Consider the following 23,204-nt stretch of genomic DNA (forward strand, 5'->3'; position numbering starts at 1 on the left):
AGACATCCCTCGAACGGAGACGCGGTCTCCATTTTGGGACTATGGAGGTGGAGCGGTGAGCAAGAGATTAACGCCGTCCATTTTATAGGACGTTTGAGGCGATCCAGCGTTCCAGCTGCGTGAAGACGACGCCCAGAGCCGCCTGCATGGCCGCCGCCTGTTGCACGGCTGAGGCTTCAGGCGGCAAGGGGCTGGTCGCTTCGAAGGGCCGCTGAGCCAGCACGCGCGGATCCCCGATGCCGCTCGCCTGCCCAAGAAGCAGGGCGCTCATCGCGGCCCGGGCCTGGCCCGGCTCCGCCTGAAGGGTGACGAGCCCGGCCTCCAGGACCACGGTCGCCGTGAGGCGAGACCCGGGGGCGGTAACGGCGGTGAAGATGCCGGATGCGATGAGCCATTGGCGCAGGGCATTCTCGGCGAGCTCAGCGGGAGGAGCGAGCCACTCGTCGTAGAAGGTGCTCCCCAGGGTGCCGTCGGGGCGAAGTAGGCGCAGTCCGCGCGTCTCCATTCCGGGCCCGGCCCGCAGCGTCCGCACCAGCAGAACTCCGCGCGCCCGAGCGGCGCGTGGTGCCGAGCTGGGCCTCTCCGGATCCAGCGCATAGCGGCGTGTCTCGATGTATGGCCGGTCGGGCAGGACGGAGCATCCGCTCAGGAGCGGAACGATGAGGAGGGCGCGGCGATTCATCGGGGGGCTCCGGCGGGGGGCGGCGCGCCCAGGATGGCCTGGGAAGGCGAGCGCCGCAGTGCCTCGGTCGTGTCGCGCAGATTGGCCGCGGTGGCCCGAAGATCGCGCAGGATGGGGATGAGATCGGCCTGGAAATCGCCCGTCACGCTGCGAGCGCCGCGCACGCCGCTTTCGATCTGGCGCAGGGTGCCGGGCAATTGAGCCGTGCTGCGCCGGAGGTCCTGCGCGGCGGTCGCCAGGCCATCGAGCACTCTCTGGATATCCGGCGACTGCGCGAGGGCCCGGAACGAGGCCGAGGTTCCGCGGACGTCTTCGGCGACCGCCGGCAGATTCGCCTCGGCCACCACCCGCCGCAGGTCGGCCAGGAGCCCTGTGGCCTCGTTCACCGCCTGCTGCAGCTCAAGCCCCTGCGCCTGGTCCCGGAGAGTCGAGACAAGGCCGGAGAGGTTGCCGAACAGGGCGGCGAAATCGATGTCCTGCAGCTGCCGCATGATATTCTCGGCGGCCGACGTGACCTGCGCGACGGTGGATGGAACCGCCGGAATGAATTTGTAGCGCGGGGTCCATGGCACGCGCGGCGGGATGTTGCGGTCCGGATCCACGAAGTCGAGCTCGATATACGAGACGCCGGTGATGCCCTGGCTCGCCAGCCGGGCGCGCAGCCCGAGCTCCACGGCGTTTTCCGCCTCGGGAATGTCGCCGACCACGGCCAGATTCACCGCGAAACGCACGACCACAAGCTGGAAGGCGCCCGCGAAGGGTTCTCCCTCGGGCCGCCGGTACTCGGCCGAGGCGAGGCCGATAGACGTGACGCGGCCGACCGCCACGCCCCGGTAGCGGACGGGCGCGCCGACCTCGAGCCCTTGCACGCTCTCGCGCAGATAGGTCTCCATGACCGAGTCGGTCGTCCGCAACCGGTTCTGGGTCAGGAAGAGGACGAAGGCCAGCACCAGGGCCATGGCGACCAGCACCATGATGCCGACAGAGAGATAGACCCTTCGCGAGCGCGCCATCACATGGCCTCCCGTCGAAAGAAAGCGCGCACGGTCGGGTGTTCGCTTTCGTCTCGCAGCTTTCTGGGATCGCCCTCGGCGATCATGCCCTGAGCCTCCTTGTCGAGCATGATGCAGCGGTCTCCGATGGCCAGGATCGACTGAAGCTCATGCGTCACCACCACGAAGGTGGTGCCGGTTTCCCGTGCCAGGGAAACGATCAGCTTGTCGAGCCCGGCGGAGGTGATGGGGTCCAACCCGGCCGAGGGCTCATCCAGGAAAAGAATCTCGGGATCGAGCGCCATGGCCCGCGCGATGCCGGCACGTTTGAGCATGCCACCGGAGATCTCCGCCGGCAGCAGCCCGGCCGCGTCGCGGAGCCCGACGAGGCCGAGCTTGGCGCGGGAAATGAGCGCTCGTGCCTCGGGCGGAAGGGCCGTATGCGCCTCGATCGGAATCTCGACATTCTCCGCGAGGTTGAACGAGCCCAGCAGCGCGCCGGACTGCCACATGACTCCGATGCGCTGGAGCAGAGAGCGCCGTGCCTTGTCCTGCAGCTTCGCCCAGTCCTCGCCGAGCACATCGATCTGGCCCGCCGTTGGCTCCAGGAGCCCGATGAGCAGTTTGAGCAGGGTGGATTTGCCGCAGCCCGAGCCGCCCAGGATCACGAAGATCTCGCCGCGGCGGACGTCGAAACTGACATCGCGGAACAGGGTGCGGGGACCAAACCGCTTGGCCAGCCCTCGCACCTGGATCACCGGCTCCTTGGGCCGGTCGGCGTCCGTGGCGGCCGTCACCAGCCGAGCCGGAAGAAGAGAACGGCAAAGATACCGTCCAGCAGCACGAGCGAAATGATGCCGCCCACCACGGCACCGGTGGCGGCATCCCCCACGGCACGGGGGCCGGCACCGGCATTGAGGCCGCAGCGGCAGCCGACATAACCGATGGCCAGTCCGAAGATGGCGCTCTTGCCGAGGCCTCCCGCCAGATCCCCGAGGGAAAGCCACTGTTCGAGCTGGTTGGCGACGGCGATGGGCGGGAAGCCGAGCCCGGCCATGACGAAGCCCATCCCGATGATGGCTGAAATGTTCATGACCATGCTCAACGCCGGCATCACGAGGGTGGATGCGACGATCCGCGGGACCAGGAGCCACGCCATGGGATCAAGGCCCATCGTCCGCAACGCGTCCACCTCCTCGTTGACGCGCATCGTGCCGAGCTCAGCCGCATAGGAGGAGCCGGTGCGGCCGGCCAGGACCACCCCCGCCAGGAGCGGCCCGAGCTCGCGAGTCACGGAAATCCCAACCAGCTGAGGGATAAAGATTTCTGCGCCGAACTGCCGCATGGGTACCGAGGATTGGAAGGCGAGGATGACGCCAAACAGCGTGCCGATCAGCAGGCAAAGCCCGAAGGCGCGGGTGCCGGCTTCGTCGAGATGGCGCAGCACTTCGCTCCAGCGCAACTGCCATGGCTTGGCGGTAAGGCCGGCGGTGGTGACGGCGGCTTCGCCGAAGAAATCGAGGCGTGCGAGCAGGAGCCGGAAACGGCCGACGGTCCAGGCACCCAGGGCGGTGATCGGCCGGAAGTGCCTGTGGTGGTGGCGCTGGGGCGCCGCCGGCGGGCCCAGGCCGCTGCGGAAGCGGTCCAGGACGCCCCGTGCCGTCGCATCCGTCGGCTCGTGCCATTCGGCTTCCGGGCCCGCGAGGGAGACGAGCAGTGCCGCGCCGCCCGAATCGAGTGCCGTCACACCGGACGCATCGAGCGTCACGGCGCCGGCGCCCCGGGCTTTGCGGTGAGCCTCTTCCCAGTGCCGGACGGCGGCAGCGGTATCGAGCGGCCCGGAGAAACGCAGGAGAAGGCGTCCGGCCTGGGTTTCGGCCTGGAATGGATCGGCAGACATGCGGGCGAGACCATGCGCCGCCCGGGGGGCGCGGTTCAAGGGCTGGAGCGTGAACCTAACGCATGCATCAGGACGGCGGTGGCGGCCGCCACGTTGAGGCTTTCGACCAGGCCCGATCCCGGTAGCGTCACCCTGGCCTCGCAGGCCGCAAGGATCGGGGCGGAGAGACCAGTTTCCTCGGCGCCCATGACGAGGGCGATCGGCTTGGTCCGCGGGATGGCCTCTGGTGGAACGCCGCCGGAAGCGGCCGCACCCACGATGAGCAGGCGGCCCTGGAGGCGGCGCAGCGCCGAGGGGAGATCCTCAGCACGGAAGACGGTGAGATGTTCCAGTGCGCCCTCCGAGGTACGGAAGGCCGCATCCGAGAGGTCGGCCTGCCGGGCATCGCCGGAGAGCAGCATGGCCTTGGCGCCGAAGAAGGCTGCGCCCCGGGCGATGGCGCCGAGGTTGTGTGGATTGCCGATGCCGTCGAGTACGGGCAGCAGGGGCCCGGCGAAGAGGAGGGGAGGCGGCGGGCTCGGCAAGGGGAGGGCGCGCCGTGGCTCGGCGATGGCGACGATGCCGCCGTGATGCTCCGTCCCCGCGATGCGGGCGAGTTCGTCCTCAAGGACCTGGCGATAGGCGCGATGATGCCGGGCGAGATAGCGGCACAGCGGGCCGGCCACCTGCCGCCGCTCGGCCAGATAATGAAGGCGCAGCACCTGTTCGGGACGGCGGATGAAGAGCGCGCGGACGGCGTTTAGCCCGCAAATGCGCTGGGGATCCGGCCGGCGCGGCGGTCGGGTGTCGAAAGTTTCAGACATGAGCGAGGGACCGAAGCTGTTCTTCCAGTTGTTTCGATATCGAAATACCATCGACACGGGCTTGAGCGATCAGGCTGTCGCGGCGGGTTCCGGGGAGGCGCACGCCATCTTCGGCCAGCATGGCCCCGACCAGAGCTTCCATCCGGTCAAGGAAGGCTTCGCGTCCGGCCAAGGCCGATGGATCGATGGCCAGAAGGGCATGACCAAGGCGGGGCGGGTTAGGCGATGGGGCGAAGAAGCTGTCGGCTTCGAAGCCGAAGGCGGCACCGCCGAGTGCGACGCAGAGCAGCTCCACTACTAAGGCCAGGGCCGCGCCCTTGGCGCCTCCTGCCGCGAGCATGGCTCCGTCCAGCGCGGCCCGGGCGTCCGTCGTGGGGCGGCCTTCGGCGTCGAAGGCCCATCCCTCCGGAATGGGCCGGCCTTCCTTCGCCGCGACCATGATCTTGCCCCTCGCCACTTCCGAAAGGGCCAGGTCGACGACCATGGGCAGGGCGTCCCGGCGGGGAAAGGCGGCAGCAACCGGATTGGTTCCGAGAAGCGGACGGCGTCCACCCGGAACGGGCATGGCGTAGGGCGAGTTGGTGAAAGCCAGGGCCACCAGTCCCCGGCTGGCCAAACGCCGGACGGGCAGCGCCATGGCGCCGGCGTGGTGGCTGTTCGTGACCGAGACGAAGCTTACGCCATGTGCGAGCGCGCGGCGTCCGGCTTGGTCCTCCGCCATCCGGAGCGCGGGATAGGCCAGTCCGTTGCCGGCATCAACGAGGGCAGCACCCCCGCGGGCGGCCGTGACGCGGGGCTGGGCCGAACCGTCCGCCCGCCCCTCCCGAAGGAAGCCCGCATACATGCTGACGCGCGACAGGCCATGGCCGGCCTGTCCCTCGGCTTCCGCGGCGACGAGGGCCGCCGCGGTATCCTCGGCCATGGCGGGGCTGGCGCCGGCTGCGCGCAGCGCGCGCGCGGCCAGGCTTTGGGCCTCCGCGAGGCTCCATCGGCGCGGTTCGGTCATGGTGCCGGTTCAAGCCTGGATCGGCGGGCGCGGCAAGCGAGAGGCATCAGGTATTGGCCTGGATATGCGCCTCGCGCACCAGCCGGCCCCAGCGGTCGATCTCCTGGCGGATGAAGCCTCCGCTGCGGTCGGCGTCCCATCCGAGAAGATCGAAGCCGCCTTCCTCGGCGCGTCGGCGAAGCTCGGCATCCTGCAGCGCGAGGCCGGTGGCTCGGGAGATTTCTTGAAGAGCCTCGCGGGGAGTGGCGGCGTTGGTGACCATCGCGGTCCAGCTCGTGATCTCCATCTCCGGCGAGCCGAGTTCCGCTACGGCCGGCACGTCCGGCAACAGGCGGTGCCGCTGGGCGCCAGTCACCGCGAGGCCGCGAAGCCGGCCGGATTGCAATTGGCTCAGGCATTCGGGAAGGTTGGAGACAATCAGGTCGAGATTGCCCGCGACCAGGTCGGTGACCGAGGGTGCGCCGCCGCGATACGGCACATGGGTGATGTTCCCGCCGGCACCCGATGCCCGGCGCAGTAGCTCCAGCCCCAGATGCGGTGGCGTTCCGTTGCCGGAGGAGCCGCCGTTCATGTGCCGCTGCCGCGCCTGCTCCATGAGCTGGCTGAGCGTCCGGGCCGGGTTGGACGGGTTCACGCAGACGACGAGCGGCAGGGATCCCAGGACAGAAATGGGCGCGAAGTCGCGTACCAGGTCGTAGGGTGCCTGCGGGAAGAGGCTGACATTCACCGCATGCGCCAGCGTGATAGCGAGCAGCGTGTGCCCGTCGGGCGATGACTTGGCGGCCGCGTCGGCCCCGATCATGGCGTTGCCGCCTGCGCGGTTCTCGACGACGACGGGCCTGTTCCAGATCTCGCCAAGCCGATGAGCGACGAGGCGCGCCATGATGTCGGTGAGGCCGGCAGGGGTGAAGGGCACGATGTAGCGCACCGGCCGATCGGGGAAGGCGGCTGCCTGGGCAAGGGCGGTCGCGGGCGCGGCGGCGAGCAGCCCCAGCGCCTGACGGCGAGCGATCGGCATGCGATTCTCCCTGTATGCGGGCTCGGCCGTCCCGCTTGCGTGGGAGCTTACTTCCCTCGCAGGGGCGGTTGGCAAGCATGCCGGCCTCTGGCGAGATGCAGGGAAAGGAGACGCCGATGATCGAAGCCTTCCCCCTTCCCGATGCCACGCCCGAGGAGCTGGGCCTGGACCCCGCGCGCCTCGACCTGATGTGCCGACGGATCGAGGCCGATATCGCCGCGGGCAAGCATCCTGGCGCACAGGTGGCGGTGGCTCGGCACGGTAAGCTCGCGCTCTTCCGAAGCTTCGGCGACGCTCGCAAGGGCTCGGCCGCTACCCCGGGAACGCTTTGGCTTCTGTATTCCAACACCAAGGTCATCACGGCCGCGGCGCTTTGGGCCCTGGCGGAAGACGGCGCGATCCGCCTTACCGACGCGATCGCCGAGCACCTTCCGGGCTTCGAGGCGCATGGAAAGGGGCAGATCTCCTTCATCGAGCTGCTGACTCACCAGGCGGGCTTTCCCTCGGCGGAGGTGCCCGCCTCGGCGTGGGAGGATCCTGTTCGGATTCGCGAGGTCGTCTGCGGCTTCGCGTTGGAATGTGCGCCGGGCAGCCGCGTACGCTACCACCCCGCGGCGGCCCATTGGGTGGCCGCGGCGGTGATCCGTGCGGTGACCGGCGAAGACCACCGCGCCTACATCCGCCGGCGGATTATCGCGCCGCTGGGGCTTGGCGATGAGCTCTTCGTGGGCCTTCCGGCCGAGCAGCATGTTCGGGCCGCCGACATGCACGACCCCGACGGTAGCGTCCGCATGCCCGAGGGAACGCCTGCGCATCGTGCGGCCGGCATCCCGGGCGGGGGTGGCTATGGCACCGCCCGCGCCATGGCGGCCTTCTACCAGGCGCTGGCGCAGGGCGGCGTGCTCGCGGGTAAGCGCATCCTCTCGCCACGCATGATCGATTATGCGGTGCGGAACTACACGGGCGACCGAGTGGACGAGTACAACGAGATCGCGATGCATCGAGGCCTGGGACCGCATCTGCGCGGGGAGACGGCTGCCTCACGCGGGCTTGGCGCCATCGCCCATCCCAGGACCTTCGGCCATGGCGGCGTGGGCTCGTCCTATTGCTGGGCGGACCCCGTTTCCGGTGTCTCCTTCGCGTTCCTCTCGAACACGCGGCAGGACAATGCCTTCCATGGCCCGCGCATGGACACGGTGAGCACCCTCGCCCACACGGCGATTACTTCGTAAGCAGGCGCACCAGGCCGTCGAGCTGATCGAGGTCCTTGTAGGAGAGCACGACCTGCCCGCCACGAGGACCGTGGCGGATGGCGACCTTGAGCCCGAGGTGTTCCGTGATCTGCCGCTCCAGGGCCCGTGTCTCCGCATCCGACTTGGGCTGGCGCGGCGCGGCGCCGATTTTCTTGACCGAGACGAGTGCCTCGGTCTGCCGGACGTTGAGGCCGCGATCCACCACCAGGAGGGCAGCGGCAATCGGATCCTTCGCGCTTAGCAGGGCACGGGCATGGCCTGCAGTCAAAGCCCCCTCCCGCAGCAGTTCCCGCACGCGCGGCGGCAGGTTGAGGAGGCGCAGCGTGTTCGCGACATGCGGCCGGCTCTTGCCCACGGCGCGGGCCAGCGCGTCCTGCGTCAGTCCGAATTGGTCCACGAGGCGGCTGTAGCCCTCCGCCTCCTCCACCGAGTTGAGATCCTGCCGCTGAAGATTTTCGACAAGGCCCGCGGCCATCGCTTCGCGGTCGGAGAAGTCGCGCGCCAAGGCAGGGACTTCATGCAGGCCGGCCGCTTGGGCCGCGCGCCAGCGGCGCTCGCCACCGATAATATGGAATTGGTTCGGCTTGCCCTTGATGGGGCGCACGAGGATCGGCTGGAGGACGCCATGCTCGCGGATGGAGGCGGCGAGTTCGGCCAGGGCGGCCTCGTCCATCGCCTCGCGTGGCTGAAAGGGGCCCGGTTCGAGGGCCGAGATCGGCAGGTTCCGCAGCCCTGGGGTCGAGGGGCCGGCGGCCGCGGCGTCGCCCAGCAGGGCGGAGAGGCCGCGGCCGAGAGGCGGGGGCTTGGCCATGCTCAGGCGCCTTCCGATTTGGCGAGTTCGCGCATGCGCGCTCGATGACGTCGCAGGAACTCCGTCGCCAACTTCGCATAGGCCTCGGCGCCAGGGGAACGCGGATCGTAGAGCGTGACAGGCAGGCCATGCGAAGGCGCCTCGGACACGCGGATATTGCGCGGGATGACAGTGTCGTAGACCTGCGAGCCGAAGAAGCCGCGGACGTCGGTTGCGACGGCTTCCGAGAGGTTGTTCCGCCGATCGAACATCGTCAGCACGATGCCTTCGAGGCGCAGCGACGGGTTGAAGCCAGCCCGCACCCGATCCAGCGTCTGGATAATCTGCGATACGCCTTCCAACGCGTAGAATTCGGCCTGGAGAGGCACCATCACGGCCTCGGCGGTCACGAGCGCATTGAGTGTCAGGAGCCCCAGGGAAGGCGGGCAGTCCAGCAGCACCCAGTCCACGCCCTTGAGCGCATCGCGTCCCTGATCCAGCGCATCGCGCAGGCGTGTCTCGCGCTTCGCGAGGTCCACCAGCTCCAGCTCCCCGCCCGCGAGATTGGGGTCGGCCGGCACGATCGAGAGGTTGGGTACCGAGGTCTCACGCAGCACCTCAGCGAGGGGCCGGCCTTCGACCAGCAGCGAGTAACTTCCGGCGCCGCGCTCCGCGCGAGGGATGCCGAGACCGGTCGAGGCATTTCCCTGCGGGTCGAGATCGATCAGCACGACGCGGTGACGGGCGGCGAGCGCGGCCGCCAGGTTCACTGCCGTCGTAGTCTTGCCGACGCCCCCCTTCTGGTTGGCGAGGGCCATGATTCGGGTGGCAGCTGGGTCAGGCACTGGCAGGACGGATCTCGCTGAGACGGAAGATGGTGGCTTGCAGGTCGGTCCGGCTCGCGAACCGCTCTGTCTGCATAGACCAATGGGGGGAGGCTTCCGTCAACTCCACATCGGCGCTTCGGCCCTTCGGAAACACGGCGACGCCGCCGGGGGCCAGGATTCGTGCTGCCATCGGCAGAAGCTCCTTCAGCGGCGCGAGCGCGCGCGCCGTCACTACCTGTGCCGGCGGCACCTTCGCCGCCTCGATTCGCGAGACGTGGATGGTGACATGCTTCAACCCCAGTGCGCGCGACACTTCCAGAAGGAAGGCCGCCTTGCGACGGTCAGATTCCACGAGATGCGTCGGCCGCTCGCGTCCGATGGCCAGGACGAGCCCGGGAAGTCCGCCACCTGAGCCCAGATCGACCAGCACGCCTTCGTCGGGCAGCAACGGAAGAAGCTGCCAGGAATCGATGATATGTCGTGACCACAGCTCCTGCTCGGGGGCGTTCGCCACGAGGTTGATGCGTTGGTTCCAGGACATCAGGAGCAAAAGATAGGCCCGCAGGCGCTCCGTTGTTTCACGTGAAACATCTGCCAGGTCGAGCTCAGGGTGTTTCACGTGAAACATTCCGGCGAAGGTGGATGGCGAGCGCGGCGATGGCGGCAGGCGTCACGCCCGGCAACCGGCCGGCACCGCCCAGTGTGGCAGGGCTCGCACGCCGAAGGCGGTCCTGCATCTCGCGCGAGAGGCCGGCCACGCCGGCGAAGTCGATATCCGACGGAATACGCTGCTCTTCTTCTCGTTCCACCAGTCGGCGCTCGGCGTCCTGGCGGCGGAGATAGGGTTCGTAGAGCGCCTCGGCCATCAGGTAGTCGTGGACGCGGGGCGACAGGTCGTTCAGCCACGGAAAAAGGCCCCGCGCGCCCTGTGGCGTCATGGCAGGCAGGGCCAGGGCCTCGAAGGCGCTGCGCCAACGGCCGTCCTGGTTCACGGGGATGCCGGCTGCCGCGTAGACGGCCGGGGTTGCGCCGTCAGTCCTGGCCCGGGCGATGGCATCCCCGACGTCACGCACAAATGCTTGGTGGCGGGCGGCGCGGATCTGGCCCACGCAGCCCCAGCGCAAGCCGGTTTCGGTCAGCCGCATGCCGGCATTGTCGGCCCTCAGGCTCAGCCGGAACTCGGAGCGAGCGGTGAGCATGCGGTAGGGCTCGCTCACTCCCTGCAAGGTCAGGTCGTCCACCATGACGCCGAGATAGGCTTCGGCGCGGTTCAGGCTCGCCGAGGCCTTGCCCGATCCCGCGACCTGAGCTGCGTTCACTCCCGCCAGCAGCCCTTGCGCAGCGGCTTCCTCATAGCCCGTGGTGCCGTTGATCTGCCCGGCGAGGAACAATCCTCGCGCGGCCTTGCATTCAAGCGTCGGCTCCAGCGAGCGCGGATCGACATGATCGTATTCGATGGCATAGCCCGGCCGCAGGATGGCGGCGTGCTCGAGGCCGGGGATGCTGGCGATCATCGCCCGCTGCACGTCTTCCGGCAGGCTCGTGGAAATGCCGTTGGGATAAACCGTGTGGTCGTTCAGCCCTTCAGGTTCCAGGAAGATCTGGTGCCGTTCCCGATCGGCGAAGCGCACCACCTTGTCTTCGACCGAAGGGCAGTAGCGCGGGCCCACACCTTCGATCCGTCCGCCATACACCGCCGAGAGGCTGAGATTGGCGCGGATGATCTCGTGCGTCCGGGGCGTGGTGTGTGTCACCCCGCATTCGATCTGCCGGTTGGTGATCTTCTCTGTCATCCAGGAGAGCGGCTCCGGCTCGGCATCGCCGGCTTGCATCTCCAGGCTGGCCCAGTCGATCGTCCGCCCGTCGAGGCGCGCCGGGGTGCCCGTCTTGAGGCGCGCCAGCGGCAGGCCGAGCCTAGCGAGCGCCATCGCGAGCCCGATTGAGGGCGCCTCGCCCACGCGCCCCGCTGGAATGCGCGTCTCGCCGATGTGAATGACGCCCCGCAGGAAGGTCCCGGTGGTGACGACAACCGCGCCGCAGTCAATCTGCCGGCCCGAAGCGGTCAACACGCCCTGAACTCGGCCGGCTTCTAGCACGAGGTCCTCGGCGGCTTCGCCCATCACCGTCAGTCCGGAGGTCTCGGCGAGAAGGGCCTGCACGGCCGCGCGGTAAAGCATTCGGTCGGCCTGCGCGCGAGGGCCGCGGACAGCCGGCCCCTTGCTGCGGTTGAGGAGCCGGAAATGGATGCCGGCCGCATCGCCGGCGCGCCCCATCAGCCCGTCGAGAGCGTCGACCTCGCGGACCAGGTGGCCCTTGCCGATCCCGCCGATGGCCGGGTTGCAGGACATCTCTCCCAGCTTAGCAGGGTCATGTGTGAGGAGAAGCGTGCGCGCGCCGCAGCGCGCTGCTGCCGCGGCTGCTTCGCAGCCAGCGTGCCCGCCGCCAATCACCACGACATCGAAGGATGCATCCCGCATAGCGCGCCCTATAGCGCCTGATCCGCGAAGGCGGAAACGCAGATCCGGCGCATCAGGCGCCCGCTCTATTTGCCGATGCAGAACTCGCCGAAGACCAAGTCGAGCACGCGCTCCACATCCACCCGGCCGGTCATCCGCCCCAGCGCACTCAACGCGCCGCGCAAGGCTTCGGCCCGAAGCTCCGGCAGCGGGGCCGAAGGCAGTTGCCCAAGCCATTCCACGGCTTCCGTAAGGGCGGCGCGATGCCGGGGGCGGGTCAGGGTGGCCTGCGTGCTCATTCCCGCCCGCGCCGCCACAGCCTCTTCCAGCCCTTGCCGCAGCTCCTGCATGCCATCGCCCGTGCGCGCGGAAACGGGGAGCGCGTCGATTGATGCGGTGCCGAGATCGGACTTGTTCACCACCGCGAGCGTATCCGCTCCCCGCAATGCCAGCGTGGCTTCGTCCGGCTGCGCATCCGCGGCGAAGACCAGCAAGCGGAAATCGGCCTGCTCCGCGCGCTGCAGGGCTCGGCGGACGCCCTCAGCTTCGATCTCGTCCATCGCCGCGCGCAGGCCCGCCGTGTCGGCGAGCGTGACCGGCACGCCGGCCAGGGCGAGCCGGACCTCCACCACGTCACGCGTCGTTCCCGCGAGAGGGGAGACAATGGCGGCGTCACTCCCCGATAAATAATTGAGAAGAGAGGATTTTCCAGCATTCGGCGCGCCCAGGATCGCGATGGAGAAGCCGTCGCGCAGTTTCTCTCCGCGCGCTCCCTCCTGCAGCATGGCCGCCAACTCCTCCTGCAGTTCCGCCGCGTCCTTGGCGACGCGCGCATCCAGGTCGGAGGGGAGATCTTCGTCCTCGAATTCGATGAAGGCCTCCTGCCGGGCGAGCAGGCGCGCCAGGCGAGCCGTCCATTCGTCGAGGCGCCCTGCCAGCCCGCCATCGGCCTGGCGAAGCGCCTGGCGCCGTTGGGACTCCGTCTCCGCCGCGATCAGATCGGCGATGCCCTCAGCGGCGGTCAGGTCCAGCCTTCCGTTCAGGAAGGCGCGACGCGTGAACTCGCCGGGTTCGGCCGGCCGGGCGCCCAGGGCTACCAGCGCTTCCGCCACGGCCGCGATGACGGCCGGGCCACCATGGAGGTGGAATTCCGCGCTGTCCTCTCCCGTGTAGCTGGCCGGCCCTGGCATCCAGAGCACCAGCGCGCGGTCCAGTACCTCTCCGCCGTGACGCAGGGCCCGCAGGCTGGCGCGCCGCGGTTCCGGCAGGCGCTTCAGCAAGGCGCCCAGAATGCGGTCCACCCTGTCGCCGGAAAGCCGCATGACGGCCAGGGCTGCCCGCCCCGCGCCGCTCGCCAGCGCGAAAATGGGCGCCCCAGCCGCCCGCCCGATCTCTGTCCTATCCACATGCGACGTTTACCCGCGCGCCTGCCGCCCTTCCAGGCCGCCGCTTGACGGCGCCCCCCACCCGGTGCTGCATCTTCTCGCCTGCAATATCGGGAAACATGCCCCAGCTTTCACTTCACTCCCCCTTGGGCGAGCTCACCCTGTCCGAAGAGGACGGGGCCATCGTCGCCCTCGACTGGGGCCGGGGCGCGGACCAGGAGGCGACACCCCTGCTGAAGGAAGGCCGTGACCAGCTTCACGACTATTTCGACGGCAAGCGGGTGAGCTTCCAGCTTCCGCTCGCTCCCCACGGCACGGCGTTCCAGCGCCGCGTGTGGGACGCACTGTGCCGCATTCCCGCAGGCGAGACCCGGACCTATGGCGACATCGCGCGCGAGGTCTCCTCGGCCGCGCGAGCCGTCGGTCAGGCCAATGGCGCCAATCCCATCCCCATCATCATCCCCTGCCATCGCGTGCTGGCGTCGGGCGGCGGGATAGGCGGCTATTCGGGCCTGAACGGCACCGTCACCAAACTTTTCCTGCTCGAGCTCGAGGCTCGCGCTCTCAATCGGCCCTTCACGGCCGGAGGAACCCTCCTATGAACCACGCCATCCGCATCCACGAATACGGCGGCCCCGAGAAGATGATCTGGGAGGAGGTTCCGGTCCCCCATCCCAAGCCCGGCGAGGCGCTGGTCCGCCACAAGGCCGTGGGCCTCAACTACATCGACGTCTATTTCCGCAACGGCCTCTACAAGGCGCCCATGCTGCCCACCTCCATCGGCATGGAGGGCGCGGGTATCGTCGAGGCGATCGGCGAAGGCGTGACCGAGGTCGCGGTCGGCGACCGCGTGGCCTATGCCTCCGGCCCCATCGGATCCTATGCCGAGGCGCGGAGCATGAAAGCCGACCGCCTCGTGAAGATCCCGGAGAGCATCGGCTTCGAGGATGCGGCATCCATGATGCTGCAGGGGATGACTGCGCAGTACCTGCTGCGGAGCACCTACCGCGTGAAGCCGGGCGAGACGATCCTCGTGCACGCCGCAGCGGGCGGCGTCGGGCTGATCATGGTGCAATGGGCCAAGGCGCTCGGCTGCACGGTCATCGGCACTGTCAGCACCGAGGCCAAGGCCGAACTCGCCCGCGGCCACGGCGCCGACCACATCGTCATGACGGGCGAGGATCTGCCCGCGGCCGTGAAGCGCATCACGGGCGGCGCCATGCTGCCCGTGGTCTACGACAGCGTTGGCCGCGACACCTTTGTCCCCTCGCTCGACTGCCTGGCGCCGCTGGGCATGATGGTGAGCTACGGCAACGCCTCGGGCGCCGTGCCCCCCATCGACATCGGCATCCTGGCCGCCAAGGGCTCGCTCTACCTGACGCGGCCCACGCTCGCCTCCTACACGACGAAGCGCTCGGATCTCGAGGCGGTCGCGAAGGACCTCTTCGATGTGGTGGCGAGCGGTAAGGTGAAGCTGAATGTGAACCAGCGCTACGCGCTCAAGGACGCGGCCCAGGCCCACCGGGATCTCGAGGCACGCAAGACCACCGGCAGCACCGTCCTGCTTCCGTGACTATTTCTTCGTGAAGTAGCTGTACCGATAGCGTTCCACGAGGCCCAACCCGGCCTGAAGTGCTATCGACGGCGCATTGGCCGCTGAGACCTGGGCGAACATGTGCCGTGCGCCCTGCTGGGCGCCCCAATCGGCGGCGGCCGCCACGATGCGCGCCGCCAGCCCGCGCCGGCGGAATTCCGGCCGGACCGCAAGGTCGAACAACCCGCAGAATTCGCCGTCGCAGGTCGTGGAGAGCACGGCTGCCGGACGGCCCTCGATCCGCAGTACAAGCCAGGCTGCGGGGATGGCGAACAGCGGCACCGCGTTCACCTTCTCCGCCCGGCGGGCGTCGGACTGATATTCGACTGTCCCCAGTACCTCCATCCAATCTGCGACAGGCTCGTCATGCGCTTCGACGTCGGGCTGGGCGGCGCCGAAGGCGCTGACCGGGCCGCAGGTGACGAGGCTGTGGTCATCCTCGGCCCAGCCGGTGGCGTGCAGATGCGCGCCCAGGCCTTGCGGATCGAGGGCCGAGGAGCGAATGCGGGGCGTCATGCCGAGCCGCCGGTAATGCGCCTCGATCCGCAGCACGCGCTCCGCCATGCCAGGATCGGGCGAGGGGTCGAGGGAGCACGCCGCGTTGGCGCGCCCCGTGCCGCCCAGGAAGGCGCGGACCACGAAGGGCCCATCGAAGCGGACGCGAGGCGAGGGCAGGGCGTTGAGCGTCGCGCGCTCCAAGGCATGGGCCAGCGAAAGATCGGTCAAGTCGAGGCAGCCTCACGTGCGAGGGATTCCATCGCCGTACGATACGTCGCGTCGAACAGGGCCTCCAGGGAGGGGTTTACCCCGCGAAGCCCGGCGACCACGCGCCCGGCCCAGCCGACGTACTCGACGCGACGCGCATGATCCCAGGAGGCGGGCGGTGCCGACATGATGGCGCGGAGGTTAGAGATCTTGTCGGCCAGCTTCACCTGCTTGGCGGCATCCGAGCTCTTGGCGGCGGCCTTCACTTGCAGGGCCTTGCGGGTCTCCTTCGGCAAGCTCTTGTCGTCCGAGACCTCGCCGACGATCGCGGCGACCTCGGCGCCGAAGCGCTCGGCCAGGATCTCCAGCGTGACGGGCTCTGGATCGTCCGAGCTGTCCTCGACCGTGTCGTGCAGCAGCCCGGCCAGGACAGCGTCCTCTGGCGCGCCGTGCTCCGCGAGCAGCATGGCCACTTCCAGCGGATGGTTGATGTATGGCTCCTGCGCCGCCCCTTTCCGGCGGTGCGTGGTGTGGACGGTGGCCGCGAAATGCGCGGCCACCAGAACCTTCGGGCTCAATAGCCGCGTGGACGCTGCGGCGTGGTGATCACGCCCGTTGCCGCGCCGACCGCGCCGCCCGTGATGGCACCGATCGCGGCGCCCTGGCCGCCGCCGAAGATAGCGCCCAGCGCGGCGCCGGAGCCTGCGCCGATCAACGCGCCGCCTGCGGCGCGCTGGCCCTCACTATAGGGGTTGGTGCAGGCGGAGGTGCCGAGAGCGGCGAGCAGACCGAGGGGAAGAAAAAGCTTACTCATAAAATACTGGTACTCCTTGTAGTTCAGTTGCCCTGGTGAGGATTCGTATCGACGCCGGGCGGCGCCGGACGCGGCGGAGGGCCCGGAATCGGATTTCCGCCCCCGCCTCCCCCTCCGCCGCGGTTCCAGTTCTGCGACGGCGGGCGGCTGGGCGCTGAATTGTAATTCCTGGGCGGTGGCCGGTCATAACGGGGCGGCGGAGGGCGATAGCCGCTGTTGTAGCCGCGCCCGCCGTAGTACCCGCGATTGTTGCCATAGCCGCGATAGTTCTCATTGCAGGCCGACAGGCCAAGAAGCCCGATCAAACCGGCAAGAATGGCGAGTTTCCCCGTCATGGTGGCGACTTCCCCGAAACGGGAAGAAGGTGGCGGGGAAAGGTGGCAGGAAAATGAACGCGGATCGGCGGAATTCCGCCCGCGTTCTCTTCTGCTTCAAGCCGCGAAGGATATCCCGCGCGTGGAAACCGCTGGGAGCGACTTAGGTATTCATCGCGTCGAAGAAGTCCTGGTTGGTCTTGCTGTACTTCAGCTTGTCCAACAGGAACTCCATCGCATCCTGCGTGCCCATCGGGTTGAGGATGCGGCGCAGCACCCACATCTTCGAGAGAGTCGCGCGATCCACCAGCAGTTCTTCCTTGCGGGTGCCGCTCTTGGTGATGTCGATCGCCGGGAAGACGCGCTTGTCCGAGAGCTTGCGGTCGAGGATGAGTTCGGAGTTACCCGTGCCTTTGAACTCCTCGAAGATCACCTCGTCCATGCGGCTGCCGGTGTCGATCAGCGCGGTGGCGATGATGGTGAGCGAGCCGCCTTCCTCGATGTTGCGCGCCGCGCCGAAGAAGCGCTTCGGGCGCTGCAGGGCGTTGGCGTCGACGCCGCCTGTCAGCACCTTGCCCGAAGAGGGCACGACCGAGTTGTAAGCGCGTCCGAGGCGCGTGATGGAGTCCAGCAGGATCACGACGTCGCGCTTATGCTCGACCAGGCGCTTGGCCTTCTCGAGCACCATTTCCGTCACCTGCACGTGGCGCGTCGCCGGCTCGTCGAAGGTCGAGGCCACGACCTCGCCGCGCACGGTGCGCGCCATGTCCGTCACTTCCTCCGGGCGCTCGTCGATGAGCAGCACCATGAGGAAGACGTCGGGGTGGTTGGCGGTGATCGACTTCGCGATGTTCTGCAGCATCACCGTCTTGCCGGTGCGCGGCGGCGCCACGACCAGGGCGCGCTGGCCCATGCCGATGGGCGCGATCAGGTCGATGACGCGGTGAGTGTAGTCCTTGGCCGGACCCTTGTTCTTCTCTTCCTTTTCCTTCTCCTTCTCGAGCTCCGGGTTCTCCATCTTGAGGCGCCGGTTCGGGTAGAGCGGGGTCAGGTTGTCGAAGTTGATGCGGTGGCGGAGGTTCTCGGGCGGCTCGAAATTGACCGCATTGACCTTCAGCATCGCGAAGTAGCGCTCGCCATCCTTGGGCGCGCGGATCTGGCCCTCGACCGTGTCGCCGGTGCGCAGGCCGAAGCGGCGGACCTGGGCGGGGCTCACATAGATGTCATCGGGGCCAGGCAGGAAGTTGGCCTGCGGGCTGCGCAGGTAGCCGAAGCCATCGGAGAGGATCTCCAGCGTGCCTTCGCCGTAGATGGCCTGGTCGTTGTCGGCCAGCGTCTTGAGGACGGCGAACATGATGTCCTGCTTGCGCAGGATGGACGCGTTCTCGACGCCCAGCTCCTCGGCGAAAGCGAGGAGTTCGGGCGGCGTCTTGGCCTTGAGTTCAGAGAGGTGCATGCAGCATCCGAAGATAAAGCAGGGAAAACGCGGGGGGCGGTGGTGGCTGCCCCGAGGGCCGCATCATGCGCGAAGGCATTTGGCGGATCGGCGTTTGGAAGGGGAGGGACCGGCCCAGGGGTGGTCCCACGAACCGGCAGCCGAAACCTAGGGAGCCCTTGACCTGACGTCAACGCCCCCCAGGGGAAGGAAATTTGCCCCGGAAACTCGCCGCCAGCAGCAGGGCGGCCAGGAGGGGCGGCATCAGCCCCATCCAGGGCCACGACGGAACCGGCACGAAGCTGAGGGCATTGAACGCCGCATGGAGCCCCAGGGCGATCCAGAACCCTGCCCGCTCCATCCAGCGGCCATAGGCCCAGTGCTGCAACAGCGAGGCCACGGCCCCGGGCAAGGCCCCCGGTCCCCATTCCAGCAGTTTCAGCAGCCCTTCGATGACGCCGAAGCCAAGGCCGGTTACCCCAAAGGTCGCCGACAATCCCTGGGCCGCCAGCCGCTTGGCGCCTTCCTCCGCCAGGGGAGCCACCAGCACCGGCATGATGGGAAGCCGCCCCTCGCCGCCGATCGCGGCCAGCACGCCGACCTCCGCCGCCATGGAGACGACGAAGGCAAGGCCCCCCGCCACGGCCGGGCGCCAGGATGCCATCAGAAGGGCTTCACGATGACCATGATGACGATGACGATCATGAGCAGCGTCGGCATCTCGTTCATGATGCGCCAGTGCCGCTGGTTCTTCGGCCGCTCATCCGCCGCGAAAGCCCGCTGGTTCTTGGAGAGGTAGCCGTGGAAGCCGCTCATGAGCAGCACGCAGAGCAGCTTGGTGTGCCACCACCCCGCCTTCCAGTCGATCACCCCCGGCGTCAGGACCAGGGTCAGGCCCAGCAGCCAGGTGGCCGCCATGGCCGGGTTGATGATGGCCTTGAGCAGGCGCCGCTCCATGGTCACGAAGCGCGCGTGCTCCACGCCGCCGGGCGCGATCTCCGAATGGTAGACGAACAGCCGGGGCAGATAGAGCATCCCGGCCATCCAGGAGATGACGGCGATGAGGTGCAGCGCCTTCACCCAGGAATAGGCCGGCGCCAGGAAATCCAGCGTCATGCCGCCGCCCTTTGGTCCAGGATGCCGGCGACGAAGACGTCGAGGTCGCCTCCCGGGAAGAGATGGCCCGGAATTCCCGCTGCTGCTGCCGCCGCCATGTCCGTCTCCCGGTCGCCGATCAGGAAGCTGCCCTCGCGCCGCAGGGGGAAAAGGGCGAGCCAATCCTCGATCATGCCCGCACGCGGCTTGCGGCGGGCGCTCTCGCGCCGGTAGCGCTCCTGCTGTGCGGCCTCGTGGAAGGGGCAATAGGCGAAGCCATCGATCCGGGCGCCGGCAGCGCGCGCCTCGGCTGCCATCCAGATGTGGAAGCGCGCCACCGTCTCCTCGTCGTAGAGCCCGCGGGCCACTCCGGCCTGGTTGGTGACGAGGCAGACGGCCAGGCCGGCCTGATTCAGCCGCCGGAGGGCGGCCATGACGCCGGGCGTCCAGACGGCTTCGGCCGGCTTGTGGGGATAGCCCGTATCCTCGATGAGGACCCCGTCCCGGTCGAGGAAGGCGCAGGGCCGCGCGCGCGTCGTCTCCATGGGTTCAACGGGATAGCACGGATGCGCCACCCGCACAGCGCCGGCTTCCTTCCCGCTGGCCTTCCGCGGCCGGAGGGATTAGAGGGGCGCGCATGGACGCCGTCGCCCCCACCCGCCGCTCCGAGATCTCCCGCCGTACCGCCGAGACCGAGATCCACGCCAGGCTCGCGCTGGACGGCACGGGGCATGCCGAGATCTCGACGGGCATTGGCTTCCTGGACCACATGCTGCACGCGCTCACGCGCCACGCGCTGCTGGACCTGGCCCTGACCGCCAAGGGCGACCTGCACATCGACTTCCACCACACGGCCGAGGATTGCGGCATCGTGCTGGGGCAGGCCATCCGCGTCGCTCTCGGCGACAAGCGCGGCATCACGCGCTTCGGCCAATGCCTGCTGCCGATGGACGAAGCCCTGGCCGAATGCGCCATCGACATCTCCGGCCGGCCCTTCCTGGCCTGGAACGTGACCTTCCCGCGCGACAAGGTCGGCGAGATGGATACGGAGCTCTTCGAGGAGTTCTTCCGCGCGCTGGTCTTCAATGCTGGCCTGACCTGCCACATCACCATGAAGGCGGGAACCAACGCGCATCACATCGCCGAGGCCTGCTTCAAGGGCTTCGCGCGCGCGCTCCGCATGGCGGTGGAGCCCGATCCGCGCGCCACGGGCATCCCCTCCACCAAGGGCTCGCTGGACGGCTGATGCGCGGTTTCACGGTGCACCTCCCCCAGCCCGGCGCGCGACGCCGGATCCCTGTGCTCGTCCCGGAAGGCTTCAGCTTCTGGGCGATGCTCTTCGGGCCGCTCTGGCTGTTCCGCCACGGCGCCCTGCTGGCCGGTATCGGCACGCTGGCCGCGATGGTCGCAGCCGCCGCGCTGCCGGGCGTCGCAGGCGACGCGCTGCCCCCGGCACTAGCCCTGTTGCTGGGCTTCCACGGGCATGATCTGCGGCGCTGGACGCTGGCGCGCCGCGGCCGCCCGGTGGCGCATGTCGTCCTGGGCCGTGACGAGGAAGCGGCGCTGTTCCGCCTCCTGACGGCCGAGCCTGGCCTCGTGCCTCTCTATGCGGGGGCGCGGGCATGATGCGCGTCGCCCTGATCGACCCGGGCTCGGGCAACCTGGCCTCGGTGCGCCGGGCACTGGAGCGGGCTTCCGACGGTCCCATCCAGGTGGATCTGGTGCGGGAGGCCGAGGCGCTGCGCCAGGCGGACCGCATCGTCCTCCCCGGCCAGGGCGCCTTTGCCGCCTGCCGCGCCGGCCTGGATGCGCTGGATGGCATGGTGGCGGCCCTCTACGAGCAGGTGCAGGTCCAGCGGAAGCCGTTCCTGGGCATCTGCGTCGGCATGCAGCTCCTGGCCGACAAGGGGCTGGAGCATGGCGTGACTCCCGGCCTCGCCTGGCTGCCGGGCGAGGTCGCGCCGATGGATCCGAACGACGCGACCGGCCACCCCCTTCCACTTCCGCAGATGGGCTGGAACGGCCTGGACTTCACGCCCGGCGCGCACCCGGTCCTGGCGGGGCTGGAGCCGGGCGACCGCGCCTATTTCGTGCATTCCTACGCCTGGCGGAACGGCGATCCGGCCGACCTGCTGGCCACCACGGATTACGGCGGCCCTGTCGTCGCCATGCTCGGGCGCGACAACATGGTCGCGACGCAGTTCCACGTGGAGAAGAGCGGCGCCGTCGGCCTGCGCATCCTGTCCAACTTCCTGGGCTGGCAGCCATGAGCTCCGAACCCTCCGTGGTTCATCGCCTCGACATCGAGCGCGTGGACGCCATCGACGAGCACGACCTCGCGCAGCTGTGCGAGGCGACGAACGCCGCCATTGTCGAGGGCGGCGGCTTCGGCTGGATCGGGGCGCAAAGCCGCACGGCGCTTGAGCGTCATTTCCGCGGCGTCCTGCTGGTGCCGGAACGCGAGCTCTTCATCGCGCGGCTGGATGGCGAGGTGGTGGGCAGCGCGCAATTCGTCCGCCCGCCGCGCAACAATGAAGCCCAGGCCTTCGCGGGCACGCTGACCCACGCCTTCGTGGCGCCCTATGCGCGCGGCTTCGGCATGGCGCGGCTGCTGGTGCGGAGGGTGGAGGAATACGCGGCGTCGCAGGGCATCCGCGTCATCAACCTCGATGTCCGCGCCACGCAGCGCACCGCCATCTCGCTCTTCGAGGGGCTGGGCTACACGCGCTGGGGCACGCATCCGGCCTATGCCCGCGTGGACGGCGAGACCATCGAAGGCCACTACTACTACCGCGTGATCGAGATTCCCCGCGGCCGCAGCTCGGCCGACGCCTTGGGTGAGATCGGGGGCTCCTCGCAATGAACGGTTTCACGCTCTATCCCGCCATCGACCTGAAGCAGGGCAAGGTGGTCCGCCTCAAGCGCGGCGACATGGCCCAGGCCACCGTCTATGCCGAGGACCCGGCCGAGCAGGCCCGCGCCTTCGCCGCCCAGGGCTTCCGCTGGCTGCATGTGGTGGATCTCGACGGCGCCTTCGCCGGCCAGCCCGCCAATGCCGAGGCCGTGGCTCGCATTCTCGGCGCCGCTTCCATGCCGGTGCAGCTCGGCGGCGGCATCCGCAACATGGCGACAGTGGAGGCGTGGCTGCAGGGCGGCGTGACGCGCGTCATCCTGGGGTCAGCCGCAGTGAAGGATCCCGTCTTCGTGCGCGAGGCCTGCCGGGCCTTCCCGGGCCGTGTCGTGGTCGGCATCGATGCGCGCGGCGGCATGGTCGCGACCGAAGGCTGGGCCGAAACCAGCACCCTGCCCGCCCGCGAGCTGGCGCTCCGGTTCGAGGACGCCGGCGCGGCCGCCATCGTCTACACGGATATTGACCGCGACGGCATGCTGGGCGGCGTGAATGTCGAGGCGACGCGGGAACTGGCGTTGGCGCTGGCCACGCCGGTCATCGCCTCGGGTGGCGTGGCTTCGCTGGATGATCTCGTGGCGCTGAAGGCCGCTCGCGAGGACGGGATCGAGGGGTGCATCCTGGGCCGGGCGCTCTATGACGGGCGGATCGAACCGGTGAAGGCGCTGGAGCTCGCCGGGGCGCCATGATCCGCGCGGCCGGCCCGGAGGATCTCGACGGGCTTCTCGCGCTCTACAGGCATTTGAACGCGGAGGATCCCGCCCCGGAGCGCGAGCAGGCCAGTACGGCGCTGGCCGCGCTGCTCGCCATGGCGACGGTGCTGGTCGCCGAGGAGGCGGGCGAGCTCGTCTCCTCCTGCACGCTGGTTGTCATCCCGAACCTGACGCGGGGCACGCGGCCTTATGCGCTGATCGAGAATGTCGTCACCCACGCCGGGCACCGCCAGCGCGGGCTGGGCCGGGCGGTGCTGGCCGCGGCGCTGGACCGTGCCTGGGCGGAGGGATGCTACAAGGTGATGCTCGCCACGGGCTCCCGGCAGGAGAGCACCTTGCGCTTCTACGAGGGCGCGGGGTTCGAGCGCGGCGGCAAGACGTTTTTCCAGGCGCGCCGGCCCTAGAGAAAGTCCTTGCGCGGTCACGGGGGCTGCGTCGCAAAACAGTCCCTTGACCCCAGGCGCAAAAATCCCCATTCGCCCTAGCCCAGGCGCGAAAGGGCGCCTGGATGACC

At 68.8% G+C, this 23,204-nt stretch carries 28 protein-coding genes; 9 read left to right on the plus strand and 19 right to left on the minus strand.

Going from position 1 to position 23,204, the window contains the following annotated elements; genetic code table 11:
• Window positions 1-82: 82 nt before the first annotated feature.
• From WJM96_RS00980 to WJM96_RS01010, 7 genes are read right to left on the minus strand one after another with little or no spacing between them, the layout of a single operon-like run.
• Window positions 83-682: an ABC-type transport auxiliary lipoprotein family protein gene (locus WJM96_RS00980; RefSeq protein ID WP_424810546.1), complete on the minus strand. Its 600-nt coding sequence runs from the start codon at window positions 680-682 to the stop codon at window positions 83-85.
• Entirely contained in the window at window positions 679-1,695 is a 1,017-nt protein-coding gene (locus tag WJM96_RS00985) for an MlaD family protein (protein ID WP_424810547.1), read from the minus strand. Before WJM96_RS00985 ends, WJM96_RS00980 begins: the two co-directional genes overlap by 4 nt.
• Window positions 1,695-2,471 carry an ABC transporter ATP-binding protein gene (locus tag WJM96_RS00990; RefSeq protein WP_424810548.1) on the minus strand — a complete coding sequence of 259 codons (777 nt, stop codon included), beginning with the start codon at window positions 2,469-2,471 and terminating at the stop codon, window positions 1,695-1,697. The genes WJM96_RS00985 and WJM96_RS00990 overlap by 1 nt, the downstream gene beginning before the upstream one ends.
• A complete protein-coding gene (locus WJM96_RS00995; RefSeq protein ID WP_424810549.1) occupies window positions 2,468-3,574 on the minus strand; it encodes an ABC transporter permease in 1,107 nt (368 codons plus the stop codon). The genes WJM96_RS00990 and WJM96_RS00995 overlap by 4 nt, the downstream gene beginning before the upstream one ends.
• A 35-nt stretch (window positions 3,575-3,609) precedes the next feature.
• A complete protein-coding gene (locus tag WJM96_RS01000) occupies window positions 3,610-4,377 on the minus strand; it encodes a TrmH family RNA methyltransferase (protein ID WP_424810550.1) in 768 nt (255 codons plus the stop codon).
• Window positions 4,370-5,383 carry an Ldh family oxidoreductase gene (locus WJM96_RS01005; RefSeq protein WP_424810551.1) on the minus strand — a complete coding sequence of 338 codons (1,014 nt, stop codon included), beginning with the start codon at window positions 5,381-5,383 and terminating at the stop codon, window positions 4,370-4,372. Before WJM96_RS01005 ends, WJM96_RS01000 begins: the two co-directional genes overlap by 8 nt.
• 46 nt (window positions 5,384-5,429) lie before the next feature.
• Window positions 5,430-6,401, minus strand: a complete 972-nt coding sequence (locus WJM96_RS01010; RefSeq protein ID WP_424810552.1) for a tripartite tricarboxylate transporter substrate binding protein — start codon at window positions 6,399-6,401, stop codon at window positions 5,430-5,432.
• 116 nt (window positions 6,402-6,517) lie between these two features.
• Between WJM96_RS01010 and WJM96_RS01015 the strand changes: the two genes are divergently transcribed.
• Window positions 6,518-7,633: a serine hydrolase domain-containing protein gene (locus WJM96_RS01015; protein WP_424810553.1), complete on the plus strand. Its 1,116-nt coding sequence runs from the start codon at window positions 6,518-6,520 to the stop codon at window positions 7,631-7,633.
• Here the strand turns inward: WJM96_RS01015 and WJM96_RS01020 are convergent.
• From WJM96_RS01020 to mnmE, 5 genes are all read right to left on the minus strand, one after another.
• Window positions 7,623-8,465, minus strand: a complete 843-nt coding sequence (locus tag WJM96_RS01020; RefSeq protein ID WP_424810554.1) for a ParB/RepB/Spo0J family partition protein — start codon at window positions 8,463-8,465, stop codon at window positions 7,623-7,625. The genes WJM96_RS01015 and WJM96_RS01020 overlap by 11 nt on opposite strands.
• Window positions 8,466-8,467: 2 nt before the next feature.
• Window positions 8,468-9,262 (minus strand): ParA family protein, encoded by a 795-nt coding sequence (locus WJM96_RS01025; RefSeq protein ID WP_424810555.1) that lies wholly within the window; start codon window positions 9,260-9,262, stop codon window positions 8,468-8,470.
• Window positions 9,263-9,281: 19 nt separating this feature from the next.
• Window positions 9,282-9,899 (minus strand): 16S rRNA (guanine(527)-N(7))-methyltransferase RsmG, encoded by a 618-nt coding sequence (gene rsmG / locus WJM96_RS01030; protein WP_424810556.1) that lies wholly within the window; start codon window positions 9,897-9,899, stop codon window positions 9,282-9,284.
• On the minus strand, window positions 9,877-11,748 hold the full coding sequence (mnmG, locus tag WJM96_RS01035) for a tRNA uridine-5-carboxymethylaminomethyl(34) synthesis enzyme MnmG (protein ID WP_424810557.1): 1,872 nt from the start codon (window positions 11,746-11,748) through the stop codon (window positions 9,877-9,879). The genes rsmG and mnmG overlap by 23 nt, the downstream gene beginning before the upstream one ends.
• A gap of 65 nt (window positions 11,749-11,813) precedes the next feature.
• Window positions 11,814-13,133, minus strand: coding sequence for a tRNA uridine-5-carboxymethylaminomethyl(34) synthesis GTPase MnmE (mnmE, locus tag WJM96_RS01040; RefSeq protein ID WP_424810558.1), 1,320 nt, complete (start codon window positions 13,131-13,133; stop codon window positions 11,814-11,816).
• A 98-nt stretch (window positions 13,134-13,231) separates the two neighbouring features.
• Here mnmE and WJM96_RS01045 point away from each other — a divergent pair, with 98 nt between their 5' ends.
• The gene (locus tag WJM96_RS01045; RefSeq protein WP_424810559.1) at window positions 13,232-13,714 is read left to right on the plus strand and encodes a methylated-DNA--[protein]-cysteine S-methyltransferase; all 483 of its coding nucleotides are present in this window, start codon (window positions 13,232-13,234) and stop codon (window positions 13,712-13,714) included.
• A complete protein-coding gene (locus WJM96_RS01050; RefSeq protein WP_424810560.1) occupies window positions 13,711-14,685 on the plus strand; it encodes a quinone oxidoreductase family protein in 975 nt (324 codons plus the stop codon). The genes WJM96_RS01045 and WJM96_RS01050 overlap by 4 nt, the downstream gene beginning before the upstream one ends.
• Here WJM96_RS01050 and WJM96_RS01055 read toward each other — a convergent pair whose 3' ends face one another.
• The 7 genes from WJM96_RS01055 to WJM96_RS01085 form a co-directional block, all read right to left on the minus strand.
• A complete protein-coding gene (locus tag WJM96_RS01055) occupies window positions 14,686-15,432 on the minus strand; it encodes an N-acetyltransferase family protein (protein WP_424810561.1) in 747 nt (248 codons plus the stop codon). It lies immediately after the preceding gene.
• Window positions 15,429-15,989 carry an HD domain-containing protein gene (locus tag WJM96_RS01060; protein ID WP_424810562.1) on the minus strand — a complete coding sequence of 187 codons (561 nt, stop codon included), beginning with the start codon at window positions 15,987-15,989 and terminating at the stop codon, window positions 15,429-15,431. Before WJM96_RS01060 ends, WJM96_RS01055 begins: the two co-directional genes overlap by 4 nt.
• Entirely contained in the window at window positions 15,986-16,225 is a 240-nt protein-coding gene (locus WJM96_RS01065; RefSeq protein WP_424810563.1) for a YMGG-like glycine zipper-containing protein, read from the minus strand. Before WJM96_RS01065 ends, WJM96_RS01060 begins: the two co-directional genes overlap by 4 nt.
• 477 nt (window positions 16,226-16,702) lie before the next feature.
• The gene (gene rho / locus WJM96_RS01070) at window positions 16,703-17,995 is read right to left on the minus strand and encodes a transcription termination factor Rho (RefSeq protein WP_424810564.1); all 1,293 of its coding nucleotides are present in this window, start codon (window positions 17,993-17,995) and stop codon (window positions 16,703-16,705) included.
• A 169-nt stretch (window positions 17,996-18,164) separates the two neighbouring features.
• Window positions 18,165-18,638, minus strand: a complete 474-nt coding sequence (locus WJM96_RS01075) for a hypothetical protein (RefSeq protein WP_424810565.1) — start codon at window positions 18,636-18,638, stop codon at window positions 18,165-18,167.
• Window positions 18,638-19,090 (minus strand): protoporphyrinogen oxidase HemJ, encoded by a 453-nt coding sequence (gene hemJ, locus WJM96_RS01080; RefSeq protein WP_424810566.1) that lies wholly within the window; start codon window positions 19,088-19,090, stop codon window positions 18,638-18,640. Before hemJ ends, WJM96_RS01075 begins: the two co-directional genes overlap by 1 nt.
• Window positions 19,087-19,614 (minus strand): HAD-IIIA family hydrolase, encoded by a 528-nt coding sequence (locus WJM96_RS01085; protein ID WP_424810567.1) that lies wholly within the window; start codon window positions 19,612-19,614, stop codon window positions 19,087-19,089. The genes hemJ and WJM96_RS01085 overlap by 4 nt, the downstream gene beginning before the upstream one ends.
• A 92-nt stretch (window positions 19,615-19,706) precedes the next feature.
• On the opposite strand from WJM96_RS01085, the gene hisB reads away from it, so the two are divergent.
• Genes hisB through WJM96_RS01115 form a run of 6 tightly spaced genes read left to right on the plus strand, consistent with a single transcriptional unit; the run spans window position 19,707 to window position 23,094 of the window.
• Window positions 19,707-20,315, plus strand: a complete 609-nt coding sequence (hisB, locus tag WJM96_RS01090; RefSeq protein ID WP_424810568.1) for an imidazoleglycerol-phosphate dehydratase HisB — start codon at window positions 19,707-19,709, stop codon at window positions 20,313-20,315.
• Window positions 20,315-20,695, plus strand: coding sequence for a DUF2628 domain-containing protein (locus WJM96_RS01095; RefSeq protein ID WP_424810569.1), 381 nt, complete (start codon window positions 20,315-20,317; stop codon window positions 20,693-20,695). The genes hisB and WJM96_RS01095 overlap by 1 nt, the downstream gene beginning before the upstream one ends.
• Entirely contained in the window at window positions 20,695-21,339 is a 645-nt protein-coding gene (gene hisH / locus WJM96_RS01100) for an imidazole glycerol phosphate synthase subunit HisH (protein WP_424811805.1), read from the plus strand. Before WJM96_RS01095 ends, hisH begins: the two co-directional genes overlap by 1 nt.
• Complete coding sequence (locus WJM96_RS01105; protein WP_424810570.1) at window positions 21,336-21,932, plus strand: N-acetyltransferase family protein; 597 nt, start codon at window positions 21,336-21,338, stop codon at window positions 21,930-21,932. The genes hisH and WJM96_RS01105 overlap by 4 nt, the downstream gene beginning before the upstream one ends.
• Complete coding sequence (gene hisA, locus WJM96_RS01110; RefSeq protein ID WP_424810571.1) at window positions 21,929-22,666, plus strand: 1-(5-phosphoribosyl)-5-[(5-phosphoribosylamino)methylideneamino]imidazole-4-carboxamide isomerase; 738 nt, start codon at window positions 21,929-21,931, stop codon at window positions 22,664-22,666. Before WJM96_RS01105 ends, hisA begins: the two co-directional genes overlap by 4 nt.
• Window positions 22,663-23,094 carry an N-acetyltransferase family protein gene (locus WJM96_RS01115; RefSeq protein ID WP_424810572.1) on the plus strand — a complete coding sequence of 144 codons (432 nt, stop codon included), beginning with the start codon at window positions 22,663-22,665 and terminating at the stop codon, window positions 23,092-23,094. The genes hisA and WJM96_RS01115 overlap by 4 nt, the downstream gene beginning before the upstream one ends.
• Window positions 23,095-23,204: the final 110 nt, after the last annotated feature.

This window comes from Roseococcus sp. YIM B11640, from assembly GCF_049727625.1.
GTDB lineage: Bacteria > Pseudomonadota > Alphaproteobacteria > Acetobacterales > Acetobacteraceae > Roseococcus.